This is a genomic window from Corynebacterium pseudotuberculosis, assembly GCF_002155265.1.
Lineage (GTDB): Bacteria > Actinomycetota > Actinomycetes > Mycobacteriales > Mycobacteriaceae > Corynebacterium > Corynebacterium pseudotuberculosis.
In genome coordinates this window covers 968,161-993,943 of record NZ_CP021251.1, presented here as the reverse complement: position 1 = coordinate 993,943, position 25,783 = coordinate 968,161, and the positions used below count along the sequence as shown (strand labels likewise).

Genomic DNA, 25,783 nt, shown 5'->3' with positions numbered 1-25,783 from the left:
ACTGTTAGCAGCACACAATCACACACAACACCGATCCACCCGGATTAAAAAAATAAACAACAAACACCAACCAGTGCCCATTGAAAAACAAAAACTCCTTAGAAAGGAGGTGATCCAGCCGCACCTTCCGGTACGGCTACCTTGTTACGACTTCGTCCCAATCGCCGATCCCACCTTCGACCACTCCCCCCAGAAACTGGTTGGGCCATGGGCTTCGGGTGTTACCAACTTTCATGACGTGACGGGCGGTGTGTACAAGGCCCGGGAACGTATTCACCGCAGCGTTGCTGATCTGCGATTACTAGCGACTCCGACTTCATGGGGTCGAGTTGCAGACCCCAATCCGAACTGAGGCCGGCTTTCAGCGATTCGCTCACCCTCACAGGCTCGCAACGCGTTGTACCGACCATTGTAGCATGTGTGAAGCCCTGGACATAAGGGGCATGATGATTTGACGTCATCCCCACCTTCCTCCGAGTTAACCCCGGCAGTCTCTCATGAGTCCCCACCATCACGTGCTGGCAACATAAGACAAGGGTTGCGCTCGTTGCGGGACTTAACCCAACATCTCACGACACGAGCTGACGACAACCATGCACCACCTGTATACAAACCACAAGGGAAAACGTATCTCTACGCCGATCTTGTATATGTCAAGCCCAGGTAAGGTTCTTCGCGTTGCATCGAATTAATCCACATGCTCCGCCGCTTGTGCGGGCCCCCGTCAATTCCTTTGAGTTTTAGCCTTGCGGCCGTACTCCCCAGGCGGGGCGCTTAATGCGTTAGCTACGGCACGAAAGTCGTGGAAGACCCTCACACCTAGCGCCCACCGTTTACGGCATGGACTACCAGGGTATCTAATCCTGTTCGCTCCCCATGCTTTCGCTCCTCAGCGTCAGTTACTGCCCAGAGACCTGCCTTCGCCATCGGTGTTCCTCCTGATATCTGCGCATTCCACCGCTACACCAGGAATTCCAGTCTCCCCTACAGCACTCAAGTTATGCCCGTATCGCCTGCACGCCCGGAGTTAAGCCCCGGAATTTCACAGACGACGCGACAAACCACCTACGAGCTCTTTACGCCCAGTAATTCCGGACAACGCTCGCACCCTACGTATTACCGCGGCTGCTGGCACGTAGTTAGCCGGTGCTTCTTATACAGGTACCGTCACAAAAAGCTTCGTCCCTGTCGAAAGAGGTTTACAACCCGAAGGCCGTCATCCCTCACGCGGCGTCGCTGCATCAGGCTTGCGCCCATTGTGCAATATTCCCCACTGCTGCCTCCCGTAGGAGTCTGGGCCGTATCTCAGTCCCAATGTGGCCGTCCACCCTCTCAGGCCGGCTACCCGTCGACGCCTTGGTAGGCCATTACCCCACCAACAAGCTGATAGGCCGCGGGCTCATCTCGTACCGAAAAAACTTTCCACCACACACACTAAAGTGCGGTCCTATCCAGTATTAGACCCAGTTTCCCAGGCTTATCCCAGAGTACGAGGCAGATCACCCACGTGTTACTCACCCGTTCGCCACTCGAGCACCCCCGAAGGGGCCTTTCCGTTCGACTTGCATGTGTTAAGCACGCCGCCAGCGTTCGTCCTGAGCCAGGATCAAACTCTCCACAAAAAATCAGTCCAATAAAAGACCAACCAGGCTTCGTGAAAAGCCCAACCAAAACTGGCAAAAAACAAACAACCAACAAAAAAAAACATTTCATTGATCATTCAACAAAAAACAATGAAAAAAGTACAACAAAACAGTGACCATCGATGCCTTGACGAGACAACACAACAATCACCCAACACCCACACCACAACACCCCAAGCACAACACCCAGAGCATCACAGCACAAGCATCACACGTTTCCACAGCCACCAACACCCACACAACACAACATCATGCACGCATCAGCACCATAACAACGCCTCATGTCAACAACATTTTTTCCACAAACAGCACAATCTTTTACAAGCAAGCCACACTTGCCGGTCGATACTGCACCATCGTGATCATCACACAACCATGTAACAAAACATATTGCTGCCACTACACAACGTAGCTACCGCCATGTCAACCATAAAAAATATTATAAGTACATTGGCACACTATTGAGTTCTCAAACAACACACCCACACCCACACACACCAACCACAAAGCCAGCATGTACTGAATGTAAGAATAATTTTTGTTTATCGCCTGCTCGTTTTCCTCTCGCCTTACACTCACTAATCAACAACCACTGTGTGGTGTTTGCCTCTGTGAGGGGCGCTGTCGGTCGCGGCGACTCACATAAAGTTACACACCCTCAACACAACACACAAATCCCCAGGTCACAGCAGTGAACCTGGGGATAAGAAGCGTGCTTAGTCAGAGACTCGCTCGATGGTGGCACCTAGACGTCGTAAATCTTCAACAAAATTGGGGTATCCGCGATCGATGTGGAAGACGTCATGGACCTCAGTTACGCCTTCAGCACACAAGCCGGCCAGGACTAACCCGGCACCAGCTCTAATGTCCGAACTCCACACTGGAGTAGAAGACAACTGTTCTACCCCGCGTAAAACAACGTGGTGCCCATCAACTGTGGCGTCTGCGCCAAGCCGCATCAGCTCGTCGACAAAGCGGAAACGCGCTTCAAAGATGTTTTCTGTGATTACAGACGTTCCTTGGGCCACAGTCGCAATTCCTATGGCCATTGGCTGAAGATCGGTAGGAAAGCCGGGGAAGGGCAATGTTTGATAGTCCACAGCCTGAGGACGGCGGTTCATACGTACACGGAATCCGTGTTCATATGTCTCTACCTCCGCACCAGCTACTTTGAGTTTTTCCAACGGCAGGTGAAGGTTCCGTGGCGCAATACCGCCCACAGTAATGTCACCTTGAGTCATGGCTGACGCATAAGCCCAGGTTCCAGCGACAATGCGGTCGCCGATTACTTCATGCTCAGTGGGATACAGCTTATCCACGCCCGTGATCGTGATTGTTGAGGTTCCCTCACCAGAGATATCGGCCCCCATCTCTTTGAGCATGGTGCACAGGTCAAAAATCTCGGGCTCTCGCGCTGCGTTATCAAGGATGGTGGTGCCGTCGGCAAGCACTGCCGCGGTGAGAATGTTCTCCGTTGCTCCTACGGAAGGGAAATCAAGCGTAATTTTCGCTCCCCTCAGCTGTTCCGCCTCCGCAACAACAGCCCCATGCTGAATACGAGTCTTAGCCCCGAGCTTTTCCAGGCCGCTCTGATGCATATCCAGAGGCCGACTTCCAATGGCGTCTCCGCCCGGTAAGGCCACAACCGCTCGACCGCAGCGCGCCGTAAGGGGGCCGAGCACGCAAACTGATGCACGGAATTGGCGTACGGCGTCAAAATCTGCGTCGCTAGAGATCTCAGCGGGGGTGCTGATACGCACTGTTCCGTTATCGGATTCCACCGAACACCCCAGCCCTTCGAGCACTCGGATCATATAAGGAACATCCAAGATCTGCGGACAGTTAGTTAGCGTGGTTGTCCCCTCTGCAAGCAGAGCTGCCGCCATAAGTTTGAGAACGCTATTTTTTGCGCCGCTTACTCGTACGGAGCCTTCGAGTCGGGCCCCACCCGTCACTAAAAATCTTTCTTTCACCCTCCCAACCCTACTGACTTATCACGTAGGTTGGGTTTATGGCTGTTCATTTGACAAAGATTTACACGCGTACCGGTGATGATGGCACCACCGGACTGTCCGATTTCTCCCGAGTTTCCAAAAATGACCCCAGGCTCATTGCCTACGCAGATTGCGATGAACTCAACGCATCGCTTGGCTTAGTTCTGGCGTTATCCGAGGTTCCCGACACAGTTCGTTCCTGCCTAAGCCGCATCCAAAATGAGCTTTTCGACGCCGGCGCCGACCTAGCCACCCCCATCGCAGAGGATCCTGAATATCCACCGCTGCGCATCGAGCAATCTTATATAGATCATCTTGAAAAAGACTGTGACTTTTTCAACGAGAACCTGGAAAAACTCAATTCCTTTATTCTCCCAGGTGGCACCCCAGCCGCCGCATTATTACATTCCTCGCGAACTATAGCCCGACGCGCGGAGCGTGCCGCATGGGGAGCTATAGAGGCACATCCAGACACCACGTCAGTATTACCAGCTAAATACCTCAACAGACTCAGTGATTTATTGTTCATTTTGAGCCGCGTAGCAAACGATAGTGATGACGTGAAGTGGGTCCCCGGAGGAAGCCGCTAACTTTTAAATAGACGACAAGGGTAAGAGTTTTCTCTTACCCTTGTGTGTGATTATGAGGCCCGTATCAGGGCAGCGCACCAATGCGGCGGGCTGCATTCACGGCTTCATAGCGGGTGTGAGCACCCAACTTACGCATAACAGAACGCAAGTAACTCTTCACCGTTTCTGCACCAATCCCCATTTCCTCGGCAGCCTCAACGTTGGTATGCCCAAGAGCTACACAAGAAAGAACATCGAGTTCACGAGCGGAAAGCTTAGTCGTCTGCTTGACGTGAACAGGGGCGACCATTTGATCGCAGAGCTCTTCAAGTTCTTGACGCAGTTCTTCATGATCAATGCGGTTAGCCAGCATACGCAGCTTGGAGTGAGTGGCCCTAATCTGTTCCCACTCGGCGCCGTTTATCATGCGCCCCTGCTTTGCCGCGCCACGCAACCCCTCGGAGCGTCGAGAAGCAGCAATAATAGCGAGATCTTGTTCTAGAACCCGGGCAGTCATAGTGACCTCTTCAATCACTTTGTCGCCAAGGCGAACTGGGGAATGAACGCCGACATATAGGACTCCGCGAACCTCGCGATGCACAATGACGGGGACTGCCACAATCGAATGCAAGCCTTCGTCCTGAATGACAGGATCCAGATCATGCGAAATCACGTTGGCACGCATGTAATCACTCACGCCTACTGGACGACGAGTCTTGACCACTCGCCCGCCTACGCCTACGCCGTTTTCAATCGTCAGATTCTGAAGCGCGGGAGTACGCAATCCTACCCACTGATTAATTAGTAGGCGATTATCCGACTGAACGGTCGCATACATGGTCACTGGGATACCAGTGGCATTTTTTAGTGATGCCAGCGCAGAGCGGATCGCATCGTCATCATCTTTGACGCGTTGAGATTCCACTGTAAGCCTCCTGTCAGACGCTCGGTCAGGCAAGCCTCCAACAAATCCGTTGGTTCACTTAAATCCATTCCTGAGCGAAAATGTGCAACTGGCGAAAGTATATCTACTTTACGGGGGTAGTCAAAAGCGCCCCGTTCCGACGCATTGTTTTTAATATGTCCGTTTTGTCGGAATACAGGGGGTGCCCTTCCATCATGGAATCATTTTCAATAAGTGGAACACGTCCCACATATTTAAGGATCAAAAATCTCATCATCTCAGATAAATTACCTAAATATCCCTGCACACTCACGCAAAACGCGAATATTATGAGAGCTACACAGCTCGCCACATGATGAAAATAACCACCTCCACTTTTTTAATTTCTGTTCCCCTACAGCCCCCGATTTACCCCACCCCGAGTCACGACAGCCGTCCAAAATGTCCGTTTTGCCCGAAAAAGAAAACAGGACCACCATTGCAATGTGACACATATCACGGACATGACGGGAACTTACTTAGATCTCATCTATATACACCCCATACAAAACCGTGATTTTGATATTCTTTACATAAGAATTTACCATGCGACAACCCGCCTTTCCATCCCGGAGACATAAATAGTCTTGAGGTAAAAAATACCTTTGACCAAGGCTTTATGGACAGATTTGTCTATATGTAAAGACTAAACTGTCTGGTATTTTTCAACGAGGAAGGGTAAGGTCGCGATGAGGTGCAAAACCGTAACTGCTATCTACATAGAATTAATCTGACTAAGGAGCCCGACAGCTATGGCTAAGGTCTATGACAACATTTTGGACACCATTGGCAATACACCAATCGTTCGTATTAACCGTCTGGCACAAGATCTTCCAGGCAACGTTCTGGTAAAAATAGAGTCTTTTAATCCAGCCAACTCGGTTAAAGACCGCATTGGTAAAGCCATCGTGGACGCAGCGGAAGCATCTGGTGCTCTTAAACCTGGCGGAACTATAGTCGAAGCAACATCTGGAAACACAGGCATTGCACTTGCGTTAGTAGGCGCAGCCCGTGGTTACAACGTTGTCCTTACGATGCCGGAAACAATGTCTCTGGAACGCCGCGTTATGCTCCGTGCCTATGGGGCAGAAATTATCTTGACACCCGGTGCCGCAGGCATGCAGGGGGCCGTGGATAAGGCAAATGAGATCGTCCGTGAGCGAGGCAATGCTATTCTGGCCAGCCAATTTGCCAACGCCGCAAATCCTGAGGTCCACCGCAACACCACAGGTGAAGAAATCTGGAAGGACACCGAGGGCCAGGTTGATATTTTTGTAGCCGGCATCGGCACCGGCGGAACAATCACGGGGGCGGGCGAGACATTAAAGAAGCACAATCCCGATATTAAAATTTACGCCGTTGAGCCGGCAGCTTCTCCCCTGCTTACCACCGGTAAAGCCGGCCCTCACAAGATCCAAGGACTGGGAGCCAACTTCATTCCAGAGGTCCTCAATCAAAAGATCTACGAGGAAGTTCTCACAGTTACTAATGAAGACGCCATTGCGGTTTCCCGTCAGCTAGCAGCACAGGAAGGCATCCTTGGGGGTATCTCTGCAGGAGCTAACCTCAAAGCAGCCCTTGAAATAGCTGCCCGTCCAGAGAATGAAGGCAAGACCATAGTCACTGTCGTCCCGGATTACGGTGAGCGCTACGTCTCCACTGCTCTATTCGAGGATATTCGCGACTAAAAAATTACCGAGTCCCATGTTTATCACTAGCTCCGCGTTAGTGATAAACATGGGAATTTATTTTTTCTACGGAGGGTTGTATCCCTTAAACACCTTCATTCCTCTAGAAGATTCACCCCAGTTAATAGTCACACGCTGAATCGCCTAAATAGGAAAAGACAGACTGATAGGCTCAACAACCATGTACAACATCGTCAAGATGATTCGCGAGGACCTAGCAAATGCGCGGGATCATGATCCTGCCGCACGCGGCGACGTGGAAAATGCCATTGTTTATTCTGGGTTGCACGCCATATGGTCACACCGAGTGGCGCACAAACTCTGGGGCCGGGGGTATAAAGGGCCAGCACGCGTTCTATCCCAAATCACGCGTTTTCTCACAGGTATTGAGATCCACCCTGGCGCAACCATTGGCCGTCGATTCTTTATCGATCATGGCATGGGCATAGTTATCGGAGAGACCGCGGAGATTGGGGAAGGCGTGATGTTGTACCACGGCGTAACCCTCGGCGGGCAGGTTCTTACACAAACAAAGCGCCATCCAACTGTGGAAGATAACGTGACTATTGGCGCAGGCGCTAAGGTCTTAGGGCCCATCACTATCGGTGAAGGAAGCGCTATCGGCGCGAATGCAGTGGTAACAAAAGATGTTCCGGCCAACCACATAGCGGTGGGCATTCCCGCGAAAAACCGTCCACGTGGAGCTGGTGAAAAGATAAAGCTTGTGGACCCGGATTATTACATTTAGTGCTTCCACCAAAACGTTAAAGGAGCAGTCGGGTCCGACTGCTCCTTTTTTAAATCTCTGTCTTATATAACAACCTCTTGGTACTCAGGATTCTTGGCAATAAAATCCTTGATTGCAGAGCACGTTGGAAGGATAGAAAAACCATCTGCGTGGCTAGCATCAAGAGCGTGCTTAATTAGTGGTTTTGATAGGCCCTGCCCACGGAAAGCAGATTCTACGACTGTGTGATTGAATTCGCGAGACTGGCCCCGCTCAACGTAACTGGCAAATCCGCCAAGCTCTCCATCTTTGTAAAGAGCAAAACGGCTCTGCTCCGGCTCGTGTTCCACTGCAATATTGTCATGAGAGTTCTGTGTCATAATCATCCTCTAATTAGTTGTACGTCCAAGTACTCTCTACGGCCACACCCTAACATAGGCTGCACGATGTTTCATTAAACGTTTCATCCCGCTACGAGCCCTAGCCATCGCTAGCATCGCAAAACCCCCATCCTCACTGAGGATGGGGGTTTTAATGGTGGCACGGACCAGGATCGAACTGGTGACCTTCCACTTTTCAGGCGGACGCTCTACCGACTGAGCTACCGCGCCACTGACCACAAAAGTGATCCGCGACCCTGACGGGACTTGAACCCGCGACCTCCGCCGTGACAGGGCGGCGCGCTAACCAACTGCGCCACAGGGCCATATTTATTTATATGCAATCTTGGGAAGAACGCTCCCCTTTGCACGAGGTAAGACTTTACACAGTACTCATTACCTCGCACAAATCCGCAGCTTGAGAGCAAAAAATTACAATCGAAGTTTAGGGCTAGTTAAAAACTTGAGCGTCAATGATCGCGCGGGCGAACCGACCAAAGTCATATTCCCCAACCTTCCACTCGGTGGTGGTCGGGACTCTTTCCATAATCGCCGGCACGTCAGATTCGCTAAGGTCCAAATCCGCGAGAGTTAACGGGAAGCCCATAGTTTTATAAAATTCCACGTAACGATCTTTGCGCTCGAAATCCTGGTCGTATTGCAGCAGCGCCAACACACCATAGGAAACGATCTCCCCGTGGAGATGCACGCCGACACAACGGGGTATCGCAGTAGTCGAGTTATAAAAAGCATGCGCCAATGCAGAGTTGTAATAATAGGTTTGCCCTGGATCGACCGTCATATTGGATACATATCCACAAGTCATAACGATTGCCAGGACCACTTCTTCGATGGCTCTTGAGGGGCGAGCATTCTTGCAGTCCTGAAGCGCCCGGAAGCCATACTCCATGAGCGCAGGAGTCACAGAAGAACTCAGGTGACGTCCCATCAGCGGAGCGTTAGTCAACTCTTTGCCCCGAGATTGCAATTTGACTTCGCATTCCTTTGACATCCCGTCAGCAATACCCGCCCAGAAGAGGTCCACCGGAGAATTCGCGATCACAGCAGTATTAATAAACACATGCTGACAAGGCCCCGGCTGATAATCGTAACCTTCCAGGGAATCGTCGTCCTTGTACATCACAGAGAGGTTTGTTGCCGCTGCACAGTTAGAACCCACCGTGGGAAAGTTAAAGAGAGGCTTCTCCAACCGCGCTGCAACGACCTTTACCGTGTCAATCGCCCGGCCGCCCCCGACACCAAAGATCACCTCTGCATTACGCACCGATTCAAGGCTGCATAGCTTATCGACGTTGCCATAAGTGGAATTATGCCCATAAACAACCCAGTCTTCGATAACAAAATCTTGTTCTTCTTGCGCAGCTTCAAAAGCCTCACGGGTTTTCTCTATGGCAGTTTTGCCCCCGATAACCACTGCACGGTATCCATAAGAAGCAATGACCTCATCAATTTTCCCATACGCATCTTTGCCGATGCTATAGCCAGGAAGTTGAAGCGAGTAAGACATAACTAGTACACCTCAGAAAATTCTAGTTCCGTGATTCACCTTCTCGGTGTCGATTAACCAAGGTAGTGCAATCCCGCTTCATAAGCTTTTCCCCTCACCCCCGTAAGCCACTGAAAAAGCAAAAAGCGGCGAGTAAAAACTCGCCGCTTAATTGCGACCCTGACGGGACTTGAACCCGCGACCTCCGCCGTGACAGGGCGGCGCGCTAACCAACTGCGCCACAGGGCCGTATCGCAAAACCACATAAAAGTGGTGGTACTCCCAACGGGATTCGAACCCGTGTCGCCGCCGTGAAAGGGCGGTGTCCTAGGCCCCTAGACGATGGGAGCAAGTGTCACCATACTCAGCTAGCTGAGCGGCTCGACTGCAGAGAACTATACTTGATGTTCCAACAATCACAAAACAGCAGGTAAAAACGCTTCTTTTTATTAGAAGAGAGAAAGAGGCGCCCCAACAATGACGTAAAGCCCACACCATGAGTACAAAACAAAAAGCCCCGCCTACTCCAAGAGTAAGCGGGGCTAATTGTGGGCCCTCCGGGGCTCGAACCCGGGACCTGCGGATTAAAAGTCCGTAGCTCTACCAGCTGAGCTAAAGGCCCATCACCATTTGCTGGTGCGTTTGGCACTTTACTCCTTCATCCTTCAAGTGTGAAATCCACCCCCCGACAGTCGGTTTTTCCTTGCATTTTGTCAGTACCTCCACACAAAATGTCTCGCAAACCGAGCAGAATGCGACAAAACAGGACACACCCCCGCCCCTCAATGAAAGTTGTCACAATCGGAAACTTTTTAGTCCCGTTTAGCGACAATTAAGTTACCGTAGTACTTCCTTAAGGTTTTATCCCGTTTTTCCCTGAAAGCAGTTCCCATGGATCTGGTTGATATTTCACGGTGGCAGTTTGGAATCACCACTGTTTACCACTTTATTTTTGTACCACTCACAATCGGGCTAGCACCGATAGTCGCAGGCTTTCAAACTGCGTGGGTACTGACCAACAAAGACAAGTGGCTGCGCGCCACAAAGTTTTTTGGCACTCTCTTCCTGGTCAATTTTGCCATGGGCGTGGTCACTGGCATTGTGCAGGAGTTCCAATTCGGAATGGCTTGGAGTGAGTACTCCAGGTTTGTCGGTGATGTCTTTGGCGCGCCTCTCGCGTTAGAAGGTCTTGTCGCGTTCTTTGTCGAGTCCACATTCCTAGGCCTGTGGATCTTTGGCTGGGGGCGTTTACCTCGGTGGATCCATCTAGCCTCCATTTGGCTTGTTGCCGTAGCCGTAAACGTTTCCGCATATTTCATCATCGTGGCCAATTCCTTTATGCAGCACCCGGTGGGAGCCATCTTTAACCCAGAGACGGGGCGGGCTGAGCTTGTCTCCCTCACCGCGTTACTGACCAACCCCACTGCACTCGCTGCATGGCCTCATGCGGTAACCGGGTCGTTGCTTACCGCAGGCACCTTTGTCGCAGGAATTGCCGGTTGGTGGATGATTAAGGAATCTCGCAAGGATTCCGCAGAAAAGCGCGAAGAAGCTGCTTCTTTATGGCGTCCGCTATTCCGCATCGGATCGTGGGTAACGATCCTAAGCGCCGTAGGGTTGGGGGTTACTGGAGATATTCAAGGAAAGCTGATGTTTGTTCAGCAGCCAATGAAGATGGCTGCTGCGGAGTCTTTGTGCCAAACCGCCACAGACCCCTATTTCTCAGTTTTATCCATAGGAACCCACAACGATTGTGGCGCGGTACAGCATCTCATCGAGCTGCCTGGTGTCCTGAGTTTCCTCGCCGCAAATAAATTCAGTGGCGTGACGCTACAAGGCGTAGAGCACTTGCAAAAGCAGTATGAGCAGCTATACGGCCCCGGCAACTACACCCCCAATCTGTTTGTCACATATTGGTCATTCCGCGCGATGATTGGGTTGATGTTGGCGTCGATAGTGCTCGCTGTTGTGGGGCTTTGGTACACCCGACGCGGCGCAGTTCCCCGTGCTCGCTGGATGGGGATTGGTGCGTTAATCGCTCTGCCTTTCCCTTTCCTTGCTAACTCAGCGGGATGGGTCTTCACCGAAATGGGTCGGCAGCCATGGGTTGTGGCTCCCAACCCAGACGCAGCTCCCGGATCTCCTGGTAATGCGGACCGCATCCATCTCATCGTTGACTTTGGCGTATCCAACAACGCGGTGTGGGTAGTTTTTACCTCCCTCATTGGTTTCACCCTTGTTTATGGAGCCCTGGCTTGTGTCTGGTTCTGGCTGATGAAGAAGAAGGTTGTAGAGGGGATGCCCACCAATGTGGACTCTGCACCATTGGTCACTCCGCAAGATGAGGACTCATCCGTGCGCATCCTGCAATTTGGTAAAGACAAATCCTCAACCGACCGTGAAATTAGGAGCTAACAGATGGACCTGCACATCATTTGGTTTATCCTCGTAGGAATCCTGTTTACCGGCTATTTCATCCTTGAGGGATTCGACTTTGGTGTAGGCATGTTGTTGCCTTTTCTTAAACACCGCGAACGCGATGCCGCTGTCAAGGCCATCGGGCCTGTGTGGGATGGCAACGAGGTGTGGCTGATTACCGCAGGAGGCGCGCTCTTCGCGGCTTTCCCCGAATGGTACGCCACTATGTTTTCAGGCTTTTACTTGCCGTTATTCCTTATCCTCATCAGCTTGATCTTGCGGGGAGTCGCTTTGGAATGGCGTTCTAAAGTTGATACTGCCGCATGGCGCCGCTGGTGCGACCGTGGCATTGGTATTGGCAGTTGGGTCCCAGCGTTGTTGTGGGGCGTTGCTTTTGCCAACATCGTGCGCGGTGTCGCAGTAGACGCTAATCGACAGATTGATTCCGGTTTGCACGGATTATTGTCCCTTTTAAATCCTTTTGCTCTGCTAGGCGGTGCCGCTTTTGTTGCGGTATTCCTCCTACACGGGGCCACTTTCTTGGCGCTAAAAACAAATATCCAGCCTGTCCACCGGGTGGCGCGCGTCATGATCGGACCAACTATTGTCGTTGGCGCAGCCTTTGCATTGTGGACACAACTTTCTTTTGGCAAAACCTGGACATGGGCAGTAGTCGCGGTGATTGTGCTCGCGTGCGCAGCTACGGTGGCGTCGTTAAGCTTCCGACGCGATGGCTGGGCCTTTAGCGCAACGGCTGTTCTCATTTGTGCAGTGTCAGTGTTGCTTTTTGGTGCACTATTCCCGTCATTACTTCCAACCACACTCGCAGATGGAGTTGGACTCGATATTTACAACGCCGCAAGCTCTGCCTACACATTAAAGGTCATGACATGGGCCGCAGTTCTTATTACTCCGTTGGTTTTGCTTTATCAAGGCTGGACCTACTGGGTATTCCGCGCTAGAGTCATCGTCCGCCACGACTAGGCGCGCTCTATGAATGGGCCGATCAATATCGACCTCGTGCGTATTACTCCTGCCACGCAAAAGTTTCTCGTCGGCGCTGGCGTGGCAGAAGGATTACGCAGTTGCCTAGTGCTCGCACGTGGTTTCCTTATCGGAACTCTCGTGGCACGCACCATTACTGCTTTTAGTAACAACGCCGCCCCGCATATTTCTTTCTGGTATTGGCTAAGCACGTTGCTAGTTATGGTTGCGCTTGCGCTAATAACAGGCGCGGCGCGCCACTGGGCGCATGTCAGCTGTGGCAACGCCATAGATCAATTACGGTCTCAAGCACTTACTGCCTTGCGTCGAAAAGATCCACGCGAGGTACAAGAAGAAGCCGGACGCTGGCGCGCGCTCCTGGGAGAAGGCTTGGGCAGTTTGCGCGGCTACTTCAGCGATTACCTTCCCGCCCTGCTCGCGATGTGCATTGCTACCCCCTCCGCGATCCTGGTTATTAGTTTTCTCGATCTTCCTTCAGGTCTTCTCGCTGCAGGCACCATTCCGCTCATTCCCCTTTTTATGGTGCTTATTGGCACTCTTACTCGCACCACCACCCAACGGCGCTTGCAGGAGACGGGGACGCTCAACGGACAACTCGTCGATTTATTATCGGGAGCACTCACCCTCAAAGCTTTGGGGAATACATCGGGACCAGCGGAAGAAATACGGCGCAGCGGTGCACGCCACGCGCTCACCACTATGTCTGTTCTCCGGCTAGCCTTCTTATCCTCCTTCGCGCTGGAATTTATTGCGACGCTATCTGTCGCACTAGTAGCGGTGGGCATCGGCCTGCGTCTAGTCCACGGAGAAATATCCTTGGAAGCTGGGTTAATAATCCTTATTGTGGTGCCTGAGGTCTATGCGCCTCTGCGTAGGGTAGGCGCCGCTTTCCATGCTTCTGCCGATGGCCTCACGGCAGCAAACCAGGTGTTTCAACTCATCAAAAACACTCCCCCAGCGGATGCCACACCGGTAAAAGAATTCTCTGAAGAACTTTGTATCCAAGGACTCAGCGTGGCCGGACGCGACGGAATCTTGCCGCAAAACCTCAGCTTTACAGCACCGCATGGCCAAATCACTATTTTGTTGGGTGGCAACGGTTCCGGTAAGTCCACAACGTTTCTTGCTGTTCTCGGCGTTCTACCCTATTCCGGGAGTATCACTGCCCCGCCGCTAGAAGCTATTTCTTATCTCGCCGCCCAGCCCTATTGCATGGAAGGAACGGTAGATGACAACCTCCATGTTTTTGGCCAACGTGATCCCGCGACCGTGAAGGCGTTAATGACGGAACTAGATGTGCAGCTGCCGCCAGACCGACATATTAGCCCTGGCTCGGGTATCTCCACAGGACAAGCACAGCGATTGGCCCTCACGCGCTCGCTCTCCCAGCCTGCCAGCCTCTATCTTCTCGATGAACCTAGTGCACATCTCAGCCCCGAGTTGATCGATCCATTGATTCAAGCGGTTCAACAGCGAGCAGCAGCGGGTGCGGCTGTTGTAATAGCAACTCACGATGAACGGCTTGTTAAGGCAGCTCACCAGGTGATAAAGCTATGAGTGACACTAGAAATTTTCTACGTCAAAGCGGCGTGCGAAACCGAGATCTGGTTGGCGCTATCCTCGCAGCAAGCATCACTCTTATAAGCGCGCTCGGTTTATCTGTTTTATCCGGCTGGCTTATCACTCGGGCATGGCAGATGCCTCCAATTTTGGACTTGGCAATAGCCATCACCGCAGTTAGAGCCCTGGGTATTTCCCGGGCAGTGTTCAGATATATTGACCGCTTGATCTCCCATCGGCTGGCTCTCCGCGCACTACGCAATCTCCGCAGCACTGTTTTTCAGAGTATCGCCGAGACCACGACCCCCCATTCCGATGCGATCCTCACACAAGGCGATCAACTCACCCGTCTTTCCAAAGACACTGAACGGGTGACTGATTTTATTGTCCGATCGCTCGTTCCATCTGGTACCGCACTGGTGGTATCCATTATCGCGGTAACTTTTACTTTTCTTTTGCTGCCCAGCGCTGGCTTGGTACTCCTCGTTAGTTTTTGTGTCACCGGCTTGTTCATTCCTTGGCTTTCTCAACGCTCATCCAACAAACTGCTGCAGCGCACTGCCGTTGAATCAGAAGACGCGTGGGAACAAAAATTGCAAGAGGTGCTTTCTCATCGCGTAGAGTTTCACGCCGCAGGCATCGCGCAACAACGAGCCGACTCGGCGATCGATGCTTCTCGACGCGCCTCCGATGATCAAATCCGTGCGACTCGAAACGACTCTGTACAGGCCTTCTTGCTGTCACTCTCCTGCGACCTCACGGTCCTGGCAATAGCCTGGCTGGGACTTCAGAACTATAGCGGCTCACCGATGTGGCTAGGGATGCTAGTTATCTTGTCTTTGGCGGCCTTTGAATCTCATGCCGAGCTAGCAAAAGCCTCTATCCACGCGGACGTTGTTTCCACTGCGTCACAAGCCCTAGCGGAGGTCACCGGTAAGGCGCTACCGAGTCCCCCCGAGGCCTCGCTTTTCACGGATACAACGTTAAAAGTTTCCCATCTGCAGTGCCTGCATACAGACAAAACATGGGATTTCACGCTCGCACCCAACGAGCGGCGCCTTATCACTGGTCCCAGCGGAGTCGGAAAAACCACGCTGCTCTACACCCTAGCTGGGTTATTGGAGCCTCGGTCCGGAAGCGCCTCAATTGGAGGAGACTCCAGTGCGGCGGCTCGAAGATCACTCATCCGCATGCATCCTGAAAACGAATGGCTTTTTTCTACCAATATCCGGGAAAACATCCGTGTTGCTAACCCTGATGCCCCCGATGCCCTCATCGAGGCCACGCTTAGGGCGTTGGGGATGGGCCAGTGGCTAGATACAAATCAGGGCCTGGACACGGTGCTTGTCGACGGCGCCAGCTCACTTTCTAGCGGCCAGCGGCGCCGATTACTGCTGGCTCGGGCGTTGTGCTCTACTGCGCCAATCTTGCTTCTCGACGAACCCACCGCCCACATCTCCCATACAGATGCCTCTCGTTTCCTCGATATCTTGCTGCATAAACCACTGCCCGGCGCGCTGCCCCAGCGTAGCCTCATAATTGTCAGCCACAGCCAGTAGACGCAGATATAAAAAGACGGTGCCCACCACAGTGGGCACCGTCTTTTAGTGATGACAAATGTGTTTTTACTTAGCCATTGTTCCGGTCTCATTCATGCGGTGGTGGAATGAGAAAGCCTGAGTGAGGTCATGCGGGGTCTGCATGAAAGGCGTTGCCTTCTTTGCCGCCTCAAAGTATTCCTCCAGCAAAGGACGGTAATCCGGGTGGGCAACGGAGATGGCCTTCTGCACACGCTCTCGTGGTGCAAGCCCGCGCAAGTCTGCAACACCGTATTCCGTAATGAGCACCATGACGTCGTGCTCCGTGTGGTCGATATGAGATGCGAATGGAACGATAGCGGAGATAGCGCCATCCTTAGCCACCGATGGAGATATGAAGGTGGAGATCAAAGCGTTACGGGTAAAGTCACCGGATCCTCCGATGCCGTTCATCATGCGCACACCATTAACGTGTGTGGAGTTCACGTTGCCGTAAATGTCAGCCTCGATCATGCCGTTGGAAGCGATCAACCCGGTGCGACGGATCACCTCAGGATGGTTGGAGATCTGTTGAGGACGCAGAACGATGTGCTTGCGGTAGAACTCTGCGTGCTCATTCATCTTGTCCGCATACTCCGGGGACAGCGAAAATGAGGTGGCAGAAGCAACGGTCATCTTGCCGGCATCGATCAGGTCGACCATGCCGTCTTGGATGACCTCGGTGTAGGCCTGGATATTTTCAAACTTGGAGTCCAATAGGCCTGCCATCACGGCGTTGGGAACGTTACCTACGCCGGACTGCATGATGTAGCGATCATAGTCGAGTCGACCAGCTTTAACTTCCCCTTCGAGGAAGCCCAAGAAGTTCGAGGCTATCTCGCGGGAGACGTCGTCGAGAGGCTTAAAAGGAGCGTTGCGGTCAGGAGCATCAGTCTCAACGACTGCTACTACCTTGTTGATGTCAATAGAAATCGAGGTATCACCGATGCGATCACCGGTGTTCTTAATAGGGATAGCAATCCGGTTGGGGGTACGCGGCATCCTCCAAATGTCGTGCATTCCCTCAAGTTCCTCGGACTGCCACGAGTTGACCTCGATGATGATCTTCTCTGCCGCATCAAGGTATTCCACGGAATTTCCTACGGAGGAAGACGGCACAATCGATCCGTCTTCTTTAATACGAACGGCCTCAACAATAGCCACGTTCAGCTGACCAAAGAAGCCTTCCGCTACCATCGCGCCCGAATGAGACAGGTGGATATCGGAGTACAGCATGTTGCCCGAGTTAATGGCCTTACGCATGCTGGGGTCTGACTGATATGGCATTCGGAAACGCAAAGCTCCGGCTTCTGCTAACACGCCGTCGCAGTCCGGTGCGGTGGAAGCGCCGGTAAAGAGGTCAATGGTGTAGCTTTCCCCTTTAGCCTGTGCTTCCTTTGCTCGCTCGGCGATCGCAGCAGGCATAACCTTTGGGTAGCCGGCACCCGTGAAGCCCGAGACACCGACTTTGTCACCGTTATCTACGAGCTGAGCGGCCTCTTGTGCCGACATAATTTTGCCCCGCAACTGTGCGTTAGCAATGCGATCAGACATTTATTCCTCCTCAAAGAAACCTGCTGGCGGGTTCAAGTCCCATCCGCAGAAAGCTCGGACATTAAGTGCTTTCCACCCGTCGAGTGATAGCGACCGGCATCACAGCCATTCAGTTATGGGCACCACAATAGTCCAATAATGCGAGCACTGTTGCTTAGTTCACTATTTCACCCACAATTGCTTCCAAAGAGCCGAAGATCAGCAAAAATTCAGGAAAACACAACACCCGCGAGGGTATCGTCTCCCTTCTCATCCACTATCAACCAGGCTTATAGGAAATCCATCATGGCCTACATACAGAAAGACAATCAGAGGTACCATTTCCCACACTACTTGCAAGAAAAGGGCAATTCATAAAATCGATTGTGCGATTGATTACAAAGGTCAGGGGCATAAATCACTTTTGCCCCCGCTTTCTGCCAAGGCAGTCGACTTGCATTACACAACAGCCCTTTCCTTATATGGAAATCACTATCGATGCCGATCCAACGCGACGACTACGCCGCATACATACTCCTTAACAAGACCCCTCCCCCATGCTGTGAATACATTGCACACAGACACCCTAAAACCACACCCGAAGCGAACAGGTATGAGCGCGAAATATGGGATAACGGACTTCTTCTCTTAAATATTTGGGAGCGGGGCTGCAATTAAGGAACAATGACAGGGGTGACTTTGAAGATTGGTGCGCTCAGCCTAGATTCTGCCGTAGCCCTTGCTCCGATGGCAGGTGTAACAAACATAGCTTTCCGCACCCTTTGCAGAGAGCAAGAACTCGAAAGAACGGGAACGGTCTCCGGGTTATACATCTGCGAGATGATCACCGCCCGGGCTCTGGTGCATCGCAATGAGAAGACTCTTCATATGACCACCTTTGGGCCTCAAGAAGATGTTCGTTCGCTTCAGCTGTATACCGTCGATCCCGAATACACCTTCAAAGCAGCAAAAATGATCGCGGACGAGGGAATCGCAGATCATATAGACATGAATTTTGGCTGTCCGGTTCCTAAAGTGACTAAGCGCGGTGGCGGCTCCGCCTTACCCTATAAGCGTCGCCTTTTTGGCAACATTATCGCCGCAGCGGTCAAGGGGGTTGAAGGCACTAATATCCCGGTAACAGTCAAATTCCGCATGGGCATCGACCATGACCATCTGACGCATCTCGACGCTGGAAGAATTGCGGCAGAAGAAGGCGCCGCAGCCGTCACTCTCCACGCACGCACCGCTGCCGAAAGATATTCCGGGGATGCGCATTGGGATGAAATAGGAAAGCTGAAAGAGCATCTCGCTCACACTGGCATCCCGGTCCTTGGCAATGGCGATATTTTCAAACCCACAGATGCCATCGACATGATCAAGGCCTCCGGCTGTGACGGCGTAGTAGTGGGCAGAGGCTGCCTGGGAAGGCCATGGCTTTTTGCCGGACTCTCTGCCGCCATGAGAGGCAAAGAGATCCCTCCGGAGCCCACCCTGGGAGAAGTAACTCGCATTATCTATCGCCACGCAGAGCTTCTCGTCGAACATGAAGGAGAAACCAAAGGTTGTCGCGATATGCGCAAGCACATGGGGTGGTATCTACGCGGTTTTCCTGTGGGAGGAGACTTCCGCGGAGCGCTAGCTCGTATCAGCACACTGCGCGAGCTCAAAGAGGCGCTGGCTCCATGGGAGGATTCTGAAGCTTTGGCGGAAGATTCGGATAGCGCACGCGGTAGACAGGGGTCGCCGGCCAAGGTGTCGCTTCCTGAAGGCTGGCTCGACGATCCTCAGGATGCGACCGTTCCGGAAGGTGCGGAAATCATGCACTCGGGGGGATAGGCGCTTCATACCCAGCCGCATTAGCGTTTTAGGGTTATAGTTTCCCCATGCGGACAGCCTACAGAGAACATCTTGATGCCTTTTCACATGACCTGATCGTCATGTGCGATACGGTGACAAAGATCCTTCGTAATGCCTCCAAAGGCCTGATGGAACAGTCGCTGCAAGCAACCCAGGCCGCGTTATCGCTTTCCGACGAAATGGAAGAAATCAAAACGCGTTCAAGCAAGCGCGCTGTTCAGCTTTTGGCGCTTGAGGCCCCCGTTGCTCGCGATCTCAGGCAAATCGTCTCTTCCATCTACATCGTGGAAGACCTGGATCGTATGGCCAAACTAGCAATGCACATCGCAAGTATTGCAAGGCGACGCTATCCCGAATCGGCTATACCTGAGCCGATTACAGGTTATTTTCAAGAAATGTGCCGGCTTAGCCTGGAAATGTCAGAAAAGATCCGCAGCGTGCTCATTGACCCCGACGCAGACGTGGCGCTAGTACTCTCTGCAGACGACGATGCCGTGGACGATCTCCACGATCACCTCATGGGGGTGCTCACTAAGCGCGACTGGCCGCACAGCACCAGGGAAGCAGTGGACGTCACATTGCTCGCACGCTATTTTGAGCGTTTTGCTGATCATACGGTCAACGTTGCTGCTCAGATCGTCTACCTCACCTCAGGCCTCATGCCAGAGGAATACCAAAAAAAGCGTAATGATGGCTACGCCCAAGACGAGATGGAACGCCGCTTTTCTGAGTTGGAAAAACAATTTAGCAACTTCGATTGGCCTAAGCCCAAGGAGTAACACGGTTATACCGCACAAAAAAGCTTCCCAACTCGCGACCAAAAGGAGTTGGGAAGCTTTTTATCTCTGTACCTCCACGCAACTAGGCGCGGAGAGGACCTACAGAACGAAAAGACTCGCCTAGATTTTCTTGAATACGGCGGAAAGCTCCGACGAGGAAGTCAGCGACACTGGAGTTGTCTCGCTCTTGTGCTGCATACATGTTGCTAAAAGCTGCATCTGCCGCGTTTATCAACTGATCTGCAGTAGGAAGATCGAGCTTAAGTGCGGTGATGGTGCCGGCCATAAATGTTCCTTCTTAGAAGTTCTGAAATCACATTGATGATGTTTTCTTGTGACGCTGACTTCGCATCACAGGAAACTAACCTAACGCCCAAAGTTAAAAGAAAAGCACCGCGCAGGTAAACAGTTGGTGAACTTCCCCGTCATCTTAGGTAAATAATCCCAGAAAAGGTGATGACCAGCACAAAGGTTAGCCTCAGAGCTTACCCAAACCGACCGGAAATGTAATCTTCCGTCTCTTTATTTGTTGGATTGGAGAAGATTTTCTTGGTCTTCCCCACTTCCACCAGTTGCCCAGGTTTTCCGGTGGCCTCCAAAGAGAAAAACGCCGTCTGGTCAGACACCCTGGAGGCTTGCTGCATGTTATGGGTAACTATGACAATGGTGTAGTCCTGTTTTAGCTCATGTATCAATTCCTCCACCGCCAGCGTGGAGATGGGGTCAAGCGCAGAACACGGCTCATCCATTAACAGCACTTCGGGTTCTACCGCGATTGCCCTTGCAATGCACAAACGCTGCTGCTGCCCGCCGGACAACCCTCCGCCAGGTTTGTTGAGCCGATCTTTAACCTCTTCCCACAAATTTGCACCGCGCAACGACTTTTCCGCGACTTCTCTCAACTTCTTTTTGTCTTTGGCCCCAGCAAGCTTCAAGCCCGCCACAACGTTGTCCTCGATAGACATGGTGGGAAACGGGTTGGCCTTTTGAAAGACCATTCCGATAGTCGTGCGGACCGTAACGGGATCTACATGCGGCGCGTAGATGTCCTGACCGTCGAGAAGCACTGTACCCGTTACCCGGGCCCCCGGTGTCACCTCATGCATGCGGTTAAGAGACCGCAATACCGTGGATTTTCCGCAACCTGATGGGCCGATAAAAGCAGTCACCGAACGTTCCGGGACCTCAAGATTGATGTCTTGTACAGCGTGAAAATCGCCGTAAAAAATATTCAGCCCATCAATTTTTAGCTTAGACATACTCGCACATTAACTTTCTGATAAAAGAGAACCGGTTACGCGGAGCGAACGGAAAACTTTGATGAAATAAACCGTGCAAGAACGTTGAGCACGGTAATAATGAGAACAAGCGTGAGCGCGGCGCCCCAGAGCTTGTCTAATACTGCATCCGCTGTGCCCGCCTTATACATATCCAGCATCATCAGTGGTAAGGAAGATTGTGGTCCCGCGGTTAAATTCCAATTGATCACCTGGGTAGACCCCACCAAAATAAGCACGGGTGCAGACTCCCCCATCACTCGGGCGATAGCCAGCATCACCCCCGTGACTATCCCGGACAAAGCAGTGGGCAAAAACGACCCTGGTGATCGTCTTCCATCGCGGAATTCCGAGAGCATAGGCGGCCTCTCGCAGATCCATGGGGACAACCCTCAGCATCTCTTCCGTGTTCCGGATAATCACAGGAATCATAAGAATGACTAGTGCTAACGCAACAGCGAACCCGGAACGACCGAAGCCAAACATAACAATCCACATGGAGTACACAAACAGCGCAGCTACGATAGAAGGAACGCCAGTCAGAATGTCCACCATAAAGGTGGTTATGCGCCCCAAGCGATTACCATTTGCATATTCCACAAGGTAAACCGCAGTAAGCACCCCGATCGGAATAGAGATAAGGGAACAGATCGCGGTCTGAACCAGCGTTCCGACCATCGCGTGCAGAGCACCACCGCCTGGACGGGAGTACAAAACACCCCGTTGGGAGCTAGTCCACCACGAGGGGTCAATTAATGTTCCCAGACCCTTTGTTATCAAAGTGGAGAGAACCCACAGCAGTGGGATTAAAGCAAGAATCATGCACGCATAGACGAGAAGCGTAGCTGTTTTATCCGTGAGCTTTCGACGCCTAGTGGCGGTCTGCATGTAGATCATGACGTCCTCAGATCAAAAAACATTTATATCAGGCCTTAGAATTCACTATTGACCTGGCAATGGAATTAACTGCAAAAGTCAGCAGGAATAAGACCAGTCCGGCGGCGATATACGCCCCGGCGCGCAGGTCATCGTTGAATTCCGGAGCGGCATTGGCGATGGCGGTGGCAAAGGTCGTGCCGCCGTCGAAAAGCGAAAATCGGAACTCCGAGGAAGGTGAAATAACAAGGTACAGCGCCATTGTTTCTCCCAAAGCACGGCCAAGTCCCAGCATCGAACCGGAGATAAAACCCGATTTGCCAAAAGGGAGCACCGTCATACGCACCACTTCCCATTTGGTAGCGCCCAAGGCCAATGCGGCCTCAATGTGCCCGCGCGGTGTTTGCACAAAGACCTCACGAGTGGTTGCGGCAATGATTGGGAGAATCATCACCGCCAAAACCACACCACCGGTGAAGATATTGCGTCCTGTGGCAAAGGCCGGCGAGTTGCTATAGGTGCTGAAGAGGAAGAAGCCTCCGCCCCAGCTGCTCACCCACTCGTAGAAGCCTGACAACGTCGGCCCTAAGACCTGCCAGCCCCATAATCCATAAACAATCGATGGGACCGCCGCCAACATGTCTACCAGGAATCCCAAGGGTTTTACCGCACGCGGACGCGCATAGTGGGAAAGAAAGATGCCAATCCCCAGCGCAATGGGCATCGCGATCACAAGTGCAATCACAGAAACCAGGACAGTCGCTGCCAAAAGGTTGGGAATGCCGAAGAGCATCTGTGCCGTGTTCTGTAGACTCCACGCTCCCGTATAGGTAAAGAACCCAACAATGCCCTCCGAGTTATTCCGTAGAGCCGGTATGGCACGCCACACCAAGAACAGCCCAATAGCCGCGATGATCACGCTTATGGTTACCGTCGATGAGGCAGTTAGAAGACTAAAGACCTTGTCTCCTGGACGGCGAACCCGAACCGGTTTCTGCTTCGGGTTGTTTTGTGGTTCTTCTGTAAAGGACTCGGGGAGGTCCAAGTCCTCAATTATTATGCGTTCCGCGATGCGTTCCACTGAGAGTGCGTCCTTAAATAGTTATCGCTAGTTTCTGCTACCTCCCAATTAGGAGATGGCTTTGACTGCTTTTTCTAGGCGATCGCGGTGAGTTCCTTTGACCGGAATATAACCCAGGTCGGCGAGTTCTTGATCTTGGGAGTTCAAAGCCACACTCAGGAAGTCCTTGACCCTGTCACGAGTAGTCTGGTCATAACCTGCGGAACAAACGATCTCGTAAGTTGTTAGAATCAACGGATAGGCATCTTTTTCTTTCATGGCAAACAGCGCTGAGGAATCGACAACCATATCGTTTCCCTGAGTTTTAAAAGTCAGGTGATCCAGAGCCACTCCGACAGAGTCGGGATTGAGTTGGACTGGCCCGTGGCCAAAATCAATTGCGGCTATTCCTAGCTTCTGTTGCTTAGCAAACCCTGCCTCAACATACGTAATGGCGCCATCAATGTTGGATACTTCGGTGGCTACGCCATTGGAACCATTTGCTCCTGAGCCGACAGCTGTGGGGAAAGCCTGACCCTCTGTAGACCAATTCTCTGGGCTTGCCGCTTTGAGGAATTTTTGGAAATTATCGGAAGTTCCAGACTCGTCGGAGCGATAGACCACTTTGATGTCTGAGTCTGGAAGCTGCACGCCTGTGTTCTCCTGGGCGATTGCCGCATCATTCCATTTTTTGATCTCGCCTTTAAAAATCTTGGCCACGGTAGCAGCGGAAAGGTTGAGATGGTCCACGCCGTTGAGGTGATAGGCCACCGCCACTGGTCCGATGACAAAAGGAAGATGCCATGCGTCGTTGCCCTGGCATCGGCCCTTTGCTTTTTCCACTTGTTCTGCGCTCAGCGGGGAGTCTGAACCTCCAAAAGCTACTTGACCAGCGATGAAGTTTTTGCGTCCAGAACCAGAACCCGAGGCCGTATAGGCTAGCGAGGCCCCCGATACCGCCTCTTGGTATTTTATGTTGAAATAGTCCATCGCGTTTTGTTGTGAGGAGGCTCCCTCTCCCACGAGTTCCCCGCCTACTTTGTTCAGACCGGAGACCTCGCTGGTGGAGGCTCCTGCCCCGGAGGAGCTGCTGGTTTCAGAGCAGGCAGAGAGTGCGACAGCGCCCATACATACGATACTGAGGGCGGTAGTTGAGCGCTTGAGATTCAGGTTCACGATCGACCTTCCAAATGATGTTGAGTGAGGATCATGTAAGCGACTGTTCCTTGCGGCCAAGGAATGCCTCTCGCTCACGTGGAAGAATCTAAAAAACCAAAGTGACGTGCAACACTCATTTAGGTTAAATCCTGCAGAACGACCGGTGGATTTTTCTTTTTTGGCAGTTCACAGGTAGCTTATCGACGCCCCATTCACTTATCACCTATCCCAATTAAGGGGGTAAAAGTGCTCTTCTTTAGCGCTTGAGGTTACGCACCTTCTACACAGTATTAACCGCATATTCACTTTTGCTCAGCAGCAGAAAACACCACGTGTTTCTCTAAAGTGCTAAAGCCGAGGCGCTTATAGGCAGCCAGCGCCGGCTTGTTATCCGCTTCTACGTACAAGATGATGCGCTGAGCACCCGACTGCACTAGATATTGCAGCCCTGCGGAAACCAAAGTACCGCCGAGCTTTTTGCCTCGGAAGGAATCTGCAAGTCCTACCACGTAGACTTCCCCGTCTGCCCCCGCTTCCAGGTCGCCATGTTTTTTAGTCCAATGAAATCCCGCGATCTTAGGTTCCTCGGAATCTACGGTGATCAGGAAGAGGACCCCCTCGGGATCAAACCACGGAGTCTGCTGGGCACGAGCTAATCGTTCAGCGTCCCATCCTCCTTGTTCGGGATGCCACCAAAACGCCTCGTTGTTGATACGCAGCCATTGGGCGTCTATATCCGGAAAAGACTCTCGTGCCTCTCGCAGATTAATCACGCGATATCCCTCAGGGGTAGGTGCGAAAGACTCCGGAGCAAGCTGCTGCCTCTTTGCCGCCATGACCAGCAGCTCACGGGAAACAGACAAATCGAGTCCTGCCGCTATTCGTTGTGCAGCGGGAAGGTAGCCATGGGACCAAAAGTGGATGATGCCGGCGTCGAGAAGCTTTTGCGCGAGCGCTCGCCCGATCCCCTTATTGCGGTGTTCAGGCGCCACAACAAACTCTGCGTATTCACCGTGATAGGCGCCTAAACCGCTAAGCTGCCCAGAGGCGTCGCGCACCACGATGTGTTGATGTTCCAACTCAGGATTTTTCAAACCAGCAACCAGGTGTTCTGCCAATGGGGCAACCCCATCAGCAGCTTGGGCAGTATTAACAAGATCTATGGCAGCTTGAGAGAGCTGTTTATCTGCGGGAATCTGAGTGGATGTGAAAATCATAGCCACCACACT

19 protein-coding genes, 5 tRNA genes, 1 rRNA gene and 1 pseudogene are annotated in these 25,783 nt (G+C 52.2%); 9 read left to right on the top strand and 17 right to left on the bottom strand.

Translation table 11 applies throughout. The annotated features are described in order from the left end of the window. Positions 1–102: 102 nt before the first annotated feature. Positions 103–1,622: ribosomal RNA gene (locus CpATCC19410_RS04670) — 16S ribosomal RNA — on the bottom strand. A gap of 737 nt (positions 1,623–2,359) precedes the next feature. After that, positions 2,360–3,616, bottom strand: coding sequence for a UDP-N-acetylglucosamine 1-carboxyvinyltransferase (gene murA, locus CpATCC19410_RS04660; protein WP_013242549.1), 1,257 nt, complete (start codon positions 3,614–3,616; stop codon positions 2,360–2,362). 38 nt (positions 3,617–3,654) lie between these two features. Here murA and CpATCC19410_RS04655 point away from each other — a divergent pair, with 38 nt between their 5' ends. Next, complete coding sequence (locus tag CpATCC19410_RS04655) at positions 3,655–4,227, top strand: cob(I)yrinic acid a,c-diamide adenosyltransferase (protein WP_013242550.1); 573 nt, start codon at positions 3,655–3,657, stop codon at positions 4,225–4,227. Between the two features lie 64 nt (positions 4,228–4,291). On the opposite strand, the gene ramA is transcribed toward CpATCC19410_RS04655, so the two are convergent. Then, on the bottom strand, positions 4,292–5,131 hold the full coding sequence (gene ramA / locus CpATCC19410_RS04650; RefSeq protein ID WP_014522465.1) for an acetate metabolism transcriptional regulator RamA: 840 nt from the start codon (positions 5,129–5,131) through the stop codon (positions 4,292–4,294). A 770-nt stretch (positions 5,132–5,901) separates the two neighbouring features. On the opposite strand from ramA, the gene cysK reads away from it, so the two are divergent. Continuing rightward, the gene (cysK, locus tag CpATCC19410_RS04640) at positions 5,902–6,837 is read left to right on the top strand and encodes a cysteine synthase A (protein WP_013242552.1); all 936 of its coding nucleotides are present in this window, start codon (positions 5,902–5,904) and stop codon (positions 6,835–6,837) included. 181 nt (positions 6,838–7,018) lie between these two features. Next, the gene (gene epsC, locus CpATCC19410_RS04635) at positions 7,019–7,585 is read left to right on the top strand and encodes a serine O-acetyltransferase EpsC (RefSeq protein WP_013242553.1); all 567 of its coding nucleotides are present in this window, start codon (positions 7,019–7,021) and stop codon (positions 7,583–7,585) included. 62 nt (positions 7,586–7,647) lie between these two features. On the opposite strand, the gene CpATCC19410_RS04630 is transcribed toward epsC, so the two are convergent. The 7 genes from CpATCC19410_RS04630 to CpATCC19410_RS04600 all read right to left on the bottom strand — a co-directional run bounded on the left by CpATCC19410_RS04630 (position 7,648) and on the right by CpATCC19410_RS04600 (position 10,073). Next, complete coding sequence (locus tag CpATCC19410_RS04630; protein WP_014300925.1) at positions 7,648–7,944, bottom strand: GNAT family N-acetyltransferase; 297 nt, start codon at positions 7,942–7,944, stop codon at positions 7,648–7,650. Between the two features lie 155 nt (positions 7,945–8,099). Continuing rightward, positions 8,100–8,175 (bottom strand) — tRNA-Phe (locus CpATCC19410_RS04625). 21 nt (positions 8,176–8,196) lie between these two features. Beyond that, positions 8,197–8,270, bottom strand: a tRNA-Asp gene (locus tag CpATCC19410_RS04620). A gap of 125 nt (positions 8,271–8,395) precedes the next feature. After that, entirely contained in the window at positions 8,396–9,472 is a 1,077-nt protein-coding gene (locus CpATCC19410_RS04615) for an iron-containing alcohol dehydrogenase family protein (RefSeq protein ID WP_013242555.1), read from the bottom strand. Positions 9,473–9,626: 154 nt separating this feature from the next. Next, a tRNA-Asp gene (locus CpATCC19410_RS04610) sits at positions 9,627–9,700 on the bottom strand. Between the two features lie 25 nt (positions 9,701–9,725). After that, positions 9,726–9,801 (bottom strand) — tRNA-Glu (locus CpATCC19410_RS04605). A gap of 199 nt (positions 9,802–10,000) precedes the next feature. After that, positions 10,001–10,073: transfer RNA gene (locus tag CpATCC19410_RS04600), tRNA-Lys, on the bottom strand. 269 nt (positions 10,074–10,342) lie between these two features. On the opposite strand from CpATCC19410_RS04600, the gene CpATCC19410_RS04595 reads away from it, so the two are divergent. From CpATCC19410_RS04595 to cydC, 4 genes are read left to right on the top strand one after another with little or no spacing between them, the layout of a single operon-like run. After that, the gene (locus CpATCC19410_RS04595) at positions 10,343–11,866 is read left to right on the top strand and encodes a cytochrome ubiquinol oxidase subunit I (RefSeq protein WP_014300926.1); all 1,524 of its coding nucleotides are present in this window, start codon (positions 10,343–10,345) and stop codon (positions 11,864–11,866) included. 3 nt (positions 11,867–11,869) lie between these two features. Next, a complete protein-coding gene (gene cydB / locus CpATCC19410_RS04590) occupies positions 11,870–12,853 on the top strand; it encodes a cytochrome d ubiquinol oxidase subunit II (RefSeq protein ID WP_013242557.1) in 984 nt (327 codons plus the stop codon). A gap of 9 nt (positions 12,854–12,862) precedes the next feature. Continuing rightward, the gene (locus tag CpATCC19410_RS04585) at positions 12,863–14,431 is read left to right on the top strand and encodes an ATP-binding cassette domain-containing protein (protein WP_014401359.1); all 1,569 of its coding nucleotides are present in this window, start codon (positions 12,863–12,865) and stop codon (positions 14,429–14,431) included. Continuing rightward, positions 14,428–15,993: a thiol reductant ABC exporter subunit CydC gene (gene cydC / locus CpATCC19410_RS04580; RefSeq protein WP_014401360.1), complete on the top strand. Its 1,566-nt coding sequence runs from the start codon at positions 14,428–14,430 to the stop codon at positions 15,991–15,993. The genes CpATCC19410_RS04585 and cydC overlap by 4 nt, the downstream gene beginning before the upstream one ends. Before the next feature lie 66 nt (positions 15,994–16,059). Here cydC and scpC read toward each other — a convergent pair whose 3' ends face one another. Next, positions 16,060–17,565, bottom strand: coding sequence for a succinyl-CoA:acetate CoA-transferase ScpC (gene scpC / locus CpATCC19410_RS04575; RefSeq protein WP_013242560.1), 1,506 nt, complete (start codon positions 17,563–17,565; stop codon positions 16,060–16,062). A gap of 672 nt (positions 17,566–18,237) precedes the next feature. Between scpC and dusB the strand changes: the two genes are divergently transcribed. After that, positions 18,238–19,383, top strand: coding sequence for a tRNA dihydrouridine synthase DusB (dusB, locus tag CpATCC19410_RS04570; protein WP_041477890.1), 1,146 nt, complete (start codon positions 18,238–18,240; stop codon positions 19,381–19,383). 47 nt (positions 19,384–19,430) lie between these two features. After that, entirely contained in the window at positions 19,431–20,183 is a 753-nt protein-coding gene (gene phoU, locus CpATCC19410_RS04565) for a phosphate signaling complex protein PhoU (protein ID WP_013242562.1), read from the top strand. 82 nt (positions 20,184–20,265) lie between these two features. Here phoU and CpATCC19410_RS04560 read toward each other — a convergent pair whose 3' ends face one another. The 6 genes and pseudogenes from CpATCC19410_RS04560 to mshD all read right to left on the bottom strand — a co-directional run bounded on the left by CpATCC19410_RS04560 (position 20,266) and on the right by mshD (position 25,771). Then, positions 20,266–20,469 (bottom strand): hypothetical protein, encoded by a 204-nt coding sequence (locus CpATCC19410_RS04560; RefSeq protein ID WP_013242563.1) that lies wholly within the window; start codon positions 20,467–20,469, stop codon positions 20,266–20,268. 199 nt (positions 20,470–20,668) lie between these two features. Next, the gene (gene pstB, locus CpATCC19410_RS04555) at positions 20,669–21,442 is read right to left on the bottom strand and encodes a phosphate ABC transporter ATP-binding protein PstB (protein ID WP_014300929.1); all 774 of its coding nucleotides are present in this window, start codon (positions 21,440–21,442) and stop codon (positions 20,669–20,671) included. Between the two features lie 35 nt (positions 21,443–21,477). Further along, positions 21,478–22,357 (bottom strand): annotated as a pseudogene (gene pstA / locus CpATCC19410_RS04550) (phosphate ABC transporter permease PstA). Between the two features lie 28 nt (positions 22,358–22,385). Further along, positions 22,386–23,417, bottom strand: coding sequence for a phosphate ABC transporter permease subunit PstC (gene pstC, locus CpATCC19410_RS04545; RefSeq protein ID WP_013242566.1), 1,032 nt, complete (start codon positions 23,415–23,417; stop codon positions 22,386–22,388). Positions 23,418–23,465: 48 nt separating this feature from the next. Then, on the bottom strand, positions 23,466–24,572 hold the full coding sequence (gene pstS / locus CpATCC19410_RS04540) for a phosphate ABC transporter substrate-binding protein PstS (RefSeq protein ID WP_014522759.1): 1,107 nt from the start codon (positions 24,570–24,572) through the stop codon (positions 23,466–23,468). 284 nt (positions 24,573–24,856) lie between these two features. Next, positions 24,857–25,771 (bottom strand): mycothiol synthase, encoded by a 915-nt coding sequence (mshD, locus tag CpATCC19410_RS04535; protein ID WP_013242568.1) that lies wholly within the window; start codon positions 25,769–25,771, stop codon positions 24,857–24,859. Positions 25,772–25,783 lie beyond the last annotated feature (12 nt).

Excerpts from the sequence above, each read along its gene's own strand:
- CpATCC19410_RS04615 (WP_013242555.1), bottom strand. The coding sequence starts at position 9,472 with ATGTCTTACTCGCTTCAACTTCCTGGCTATAGCATCGGCAAAGATGCG.
- CpATCC19410_RS04585 (WP_014401359.1), top strand. The coding sequence starts at position 12,863 with ATGAATGGGCCGATCAATATCGACCTCGTGCGTATTACTCCTGCCACG.
- mshD (WP_013242568.1), bottom strand. The coding sequence starts at position 25,771 with ATGATTTTCACATCCACTCAGATTCCCGCAGATAAACAGCTCTCTCAA.
- cydB (WP_013242557.1), top strand. The coding sequence starts at position 11,870 with ATGGACCTGCACATCATTTGGTTTATCCTCGTAGGAATCCTGTTTACC.
- CpATCC19410_RS04595 (WP_014300926.1), top strand. The coding sequence starts at position 10,343 with ATGGATCTGGTTGATATTTCACGGTGGCAGTTTGGAATCACCACTGTT.
- CpATCC19410_RS04630 (WP_014300925.1), bottom strand. The coding sequence starts at position 7,944 with ATGACACAGAACTCTCATGACAATATTGCAGTGGAACACGAGCCGGAG.
- epsC (WP_013242553.1), top strand. The coding sequence starts at position 7,019 with ATGTACAACATCGTCAAGATGATTCGCGAGGACCTAGCAAATGCGCGG.
- CpATCC19410_RS04655 (WP_013242550.1), top strand. The coding sequence starts at position 3,655 with ATGGCTGTTCATTTGACAAAGATTTACACGCGTACCGGTGATGATGGC.
- scpC (WP_013242560.1), bottom strand. The coding sequence starts at position 17,565 with ATGTCTGATCGCATTGCTAACGCACAGTTGCGGGGCAAAATTATGTCG.
- cysK (WP_013242552.1), top strand. The coding sequence starts at position 5,902 with ATGGCTAAGGTCTATGACAACATTTTGGACACCATTGGCAATACACCA.
- CpATCC19410_RS04560 (WP_013242563.1), bottom strand. The coding sequence starts at position 20,469 with ATGGCCGGCACCATCACCGCACTTAAGCTCGATCTTCCTACTGCAGAT.
- pstB (WP_014300929.1), bottom strand. The coding sequence starts at position 21,442 with ATGTCTAAGCTAAAAATTGATGGGCTGAATATTTTTTACGGCGATTTT.
- cydC (WP_014401360.1), top strand. The coding sequence starts at position 14,428 with ATGAGTGACACTAGAAATTTTCTACGTCAAAGCGGCGTGCGAAACCGA.
- phoU (WP_013242562.1), top strand. The coding sequence starts at position 19,431 with ATGCGGACAGCCTACAGAGAACATCTTGATGCCTTTTCACATGACCTG.